This window comes from Methanohalobium sp., from assembly GCF_046546175.1.
Taxonomy (GTDB): Archaea; Halobacteriota; Methanosarcinia; order Methanosarcinales; family Methanosarcinaceae; genus Methanohalobium.
Genome location: NZ_JBKGYF010000113.1, coordinates 1 through 4,472, shown reverse-complemented (window position 1 = coordinate 4,472; position 4,472 = coordinate 1). Strand labels below are relative to the sequence as shown.

General features: G+C 37.9%; 2 protein-coding genes. Both read right to left on the bottom strand.

The features are described from left to right. Nucleotides 1-232: 232 nt before the first annotated feature. Nucleotides 233-2,107, bottom strand: coding sequence for a PAS domain-containing sensor histidine kinase (locus ACLFMM_RS09300; protein ID WP_410808456.1), 1,875 nt, complete (start codon nt 2,105-2,107; stop codon nt 233-235). Between the two features lie 830 nt (nt 2,108-2,937). Then, nucleotides 2,938-4,472 (bottom strand): PGF-pre-PGF domain-containing protein (locus ACLFMM_RS09295; RefSeq protein WP_410808455.1); only part of this gene is annotated, 1,535 nt, incomplete at its 5' end.

Sequence of the window (4,472 nt, the reverse complement as noted above, 5' to 3'; positions counted from 1 at the left end):
TTGAGAAGGGAAAGAAAAGATTGAATGAGCAGGTTAACCTGCTCAAACTTTTTTTATTTGAATTTTAGTTTGAATTTGCTCTAATTATAAATATTCATATCCCTATTTTGCTGAACTTCGATTATCTTACAGAACTGATAGTGGATGATGAATCCGAATTCTACTGATACAAAAAAAAGACAATTAATTTTCCAATCAATCAGTTAATATTAGATTGTGTTGATATAAAAAATCATTTTGTTGCAGGTATTGCTAATGTGAATCTACTCCCTTTACCAACCTCACTTTCCACACGTAGATTTCCACCATGCATTTCCACATATCTTTTTACGATGGCAAGCCCCAGACCGGTGCCACCATATTTACGATGAGTAGAAGAAGAATCAACCTGTTTAAAGAGATCAAATATATTGTGATATTCTTCCTCAGGAATACCTATTCCATTATCTGAGACAGAGATTTCAATATTATGATAGACAAGTTGGGATTTAATTTCCACTTTACCTTTTTGAGGTGTGAATTTAATTGCATTACTGAGCAGATTAAACATGATTTCTTTGAATTTTATCTTATCAGCAAATATTTCTATGTCTTCTGGTTCGATGTTGGATGTAAGTTCAATATCCTTTTTATTAGCCATTGGTTGCATCAACGCTACTATTTCACCAACTGTTTCTGAAAGGTTTATATTTTCAGGTTCATATCCCATTTTACCTGCTTCTATTTTGGAAATGTCAAGAATATCATTGATCAATCTCAGCAGGTGTTTCCCACTTTTCAGAACATTAGATATATATTTAGTCTGATTTTCATTTAAATTGCCATGTTTTTTCTCTTTCAGGATAGTGGAAAAACCAATAATTGAATTTAAGGGCGTTCTTAATTCATGGCTCATATTGGCAAGGAATTCGGATTTGGTACGGTTTGCTTCCTCAGCTGCTACCTTACTTTCTAGAAGATGTTTTTCTATTTCCTGGCGAATATTTTCCAGTTCCAATTTATAGAGCGCAAAAGAAATATCACCTTTTACTTCTTCAAGCAAACCTATTATTTCGCCGTCCTGTTCAAATTCCCTGGAAATGGTGGCTGCAATTACACCATAGACATTATCCTTGTATTCAAGTTTAGAAAGCAGGTATACTAATTTTGTATTTTCCTTTGCTGGGATATAATCAGTATTTTGTTCAAATAGGTCGTCTACAACAAGCAATTCATCTTTTTCTAAAACATTCCTGATATAACTAGGGATTTCACCATTTTTCATTTTTGATGAAAGGAGTGAGAATTCACTACCCCCACCACTTTCCTTAATCAGGATTGATCTCTGATCATAATCCATCAGGCATATCCATGCACTTTTGAAACTATGGGATTCGGTGAGACTATCACAGATACCCTGTACAAGTTTCAATCTGTCATTTTCTGTTACGATAAGATGGTTTACATTACGTATGGATTTTAACACCGAAGTGAGGTACTCAATCCTTTTTTCACTCGTTTTACGTTCGGTGATATCATCGATTATACTTATTGTCCTTTCATAATTTCCATTGGTTTTATTCATACCAGAGGAATTTATAATAACATCAATAAGAGTACCATCCTTCCTAATCATCTTGTATTCTTTACAGTAAGAATAGCCGGTTTGAAGAATTTCCTGAAGGGATTGCGAAGCTTTGGCCAGATCGTTGGGATGAAATATCTTTGCCATTGGATAGCCTATTATTTCCTCTTTTTTATAGCCCAGGAAATTCTGCACTTGATCGTTGCAGTCAACAATCATGCCACCAGAGTCTATAGAGGTAATCAGGTTTGCGGCATTTTCGAAAATGTACCTGTATTCCTCTTTGCTTTTTAAGGCCTCTTCGTAAGATTTGTTGATTTCATTAATGTGAGGTATTACGTAAAATAGAAACAGAATGGCAGTTACAAGAACAAAAAACCATCCTTTATAGGTTTGCAGCAACCCATATAATCTTATATCAGAAACAAACCAGCCCAATGCCATATCTGAAAAAATGATCCAAATACCTGCAAAAATAACATATAATAATGTAGTTGTCAGTACAGCATTTACATCCTTTTTAGTCTCTGATGAATTTTTCATCTGATTTTAATAATATTATTTCTAAATATAAGGGTGTTGGCTTTGTGAAAAATCACTTATGAAAAATAAAATATTATGAGCATTGATTGCGCTCATTTTCAAGACTTCAGTCTTTCTTACTCATAATTAGTGATGCACCTGCAATCAAAGCCACTGCAAACATAGTGGTAAATCCGGGTGTCTGAATAGTGAAATAGAAGTATCCATCATCTTACCCAAACCACTAACATATGTAGCCCAATTCCAGCACTATAAATATCTCCCTGCCAATCTACTTTCCAGGGTTAAAACCTCAAGAATCGGGGGGAATAAATGATAGAGAAAGTGGTGCTATACAAACAGAGAAAAAAGATTGACCCGGCAATTGTCTTTTCAGCCATTCTGGACAATAATGGCAAAGTGCGTCGCAACAGGATGTATCGGCTCTATTCGGGCCACGGGTACAACCGGGGGGTGTGCGCAAAAATCTAAAATGGCCTTTCTACAACCTCCTTCCTGTGTTTTTGGATAGTTAAGCTCCCTGTAAAGGGAGCCCTTTTTTTGAATAGCATACAAATTTAGACTCTGTAGAAATCCTCACTTGAATAATTAATGGCACAGAAATATACTTATCAAAATTATAAATTAGGAACTTGAACTTGACCTCTTTCACCTGATTCAGGTAATAATAGGTGTCTTCATCAAATCAATTCCCTTTGTGTTTTTGTGGTCAAAATCATATTGGGGATTGTTCTTATAAAAGTAGTAATTTATTAGCGGAAGTTAGAGGAAAGGGTTTCTACAAAGACAATCAATAAAAAATAATAAAGAAGCAGCATTAATTGCTGCATTCAATTCTTTCTTCTCAAAACCATGTAGACAGTCCCAATTACACCGAGTATCAGAAGCGATGTGAACCCTGGTGTGGATTCATCGGGTTCGGGTTCTACTGTTTCATCTGTTGCAGTTTCATTTTCCTCTTCTTCTGTACCGGTTTCTTCGATTTCGTCACCAACTACAGCGAATATCGAGAATCCGGGAGTAAACGCGGTGAAATGCAGCAGATTGTCATCTTCTGCGACTTTGTTGGTTGTCAGGTCGTGCCATTCTCCGTTGTGATACCTCTCCATCCGGATTGTTTCTGGGTCGATGTTGTTATCCTCGACCCATTCCTTGGTGACATCGAACTCGATCAAGGTGTTATCTGAGTTGCTTTCGGATACAGTACCACTTTTACCAACCGTGATGCTCATGGTGCTGTAAGTCTTACTTGCTGTTTGGTCTTTTTCACCAGTTTCAGTCGGTGATTTGACATCGTCGGGCAATTTATCAAGGGTCTGCACCTTGGCAATTACACGTCCCATATTTTCTTTTGAATCGAAACTTATACCTTTGACAGAACCACTACTCTCGCTGAAGTTATATTCAACGGATTCTCCTGCAGAAACGACCTTTTGTTTAGAATCGGTTGAACGGACACTTTCATCCGGCATGTTATCACCTACAGATAATCTTACCGAATCATCATCAGTTTCAGGTTCTTGTTTGTCTTCAGAATCCAAACTTTCCAATCCGGGTTCAGGCTGTTGGGTGTTGTTTGATAGGTAAGGGTACGAAATGGAATTAGAAATGTCGACAACGTTCCATGTATTTCCGAAATCAAACTTCATTTTAGTTTTTGATTCATCACCTTTCATCTCGGAAGTTGTCAGGGGTGTTCCACCATCCGATGAGTCCTGACCAGTAGTTTCGGTATCCCAATAGGCACTTGTAACCGAACCCTCATTATTCCAGCCGATTAATCCGCTCACGTTATCAGAGCCGGATACAGGTCCTGCTGCGTAGGAGTGATTAACATAACCTTTCTCTCCGGTGTTATTTCCTACCAACCCTCCAATATCTGTGTTTCCATCGACAGACCCGAGTGCATAGGTATCTTGTACTGTATCATTGAAATTGGTACCGATGAGACCACCTACGCTCTGGTTACCTTCGACAGCTCCGGTTGCGTAGGATTCGAGGACAGTGTTAGACACAGGCTCAAAAGTAACAGAGTCACCATCATTGTAGCCAACAAGACCACCAACGTTGTCGGAACCGCCTGCTATTACATCACCTGTTGCGTTTGATTTTTCAACCGTACCATCATAACTCTGTCCAACAAGTCCTCCGATATTCATCCCCGGATAATCATTGTTCACCTGGACGGTACCGCTGGCATTTGAAGAGTTAATCAATCCTCCTGATGTATTAAACTTGTCGGGCTCCCCTCCAATATCATAAACTTTTAAATCTTTCCCACCGTTAGCACCTACCAAACCACCAATGCTTTCGTTTCCAGTAACCTTACAATCTGAATATGATTCTTGGATCAAACTATCTCCAT

Excerpts from the sequence above, each read along its gene's own strand:
- ACLFMM_RS09300 (WP_410808456.1), bottom strand. The coding sequence starts at position 2,107 with ATGAAAAATTCATCAGAGACTAAAAAGGATGTAAATGCTGTACTGACA.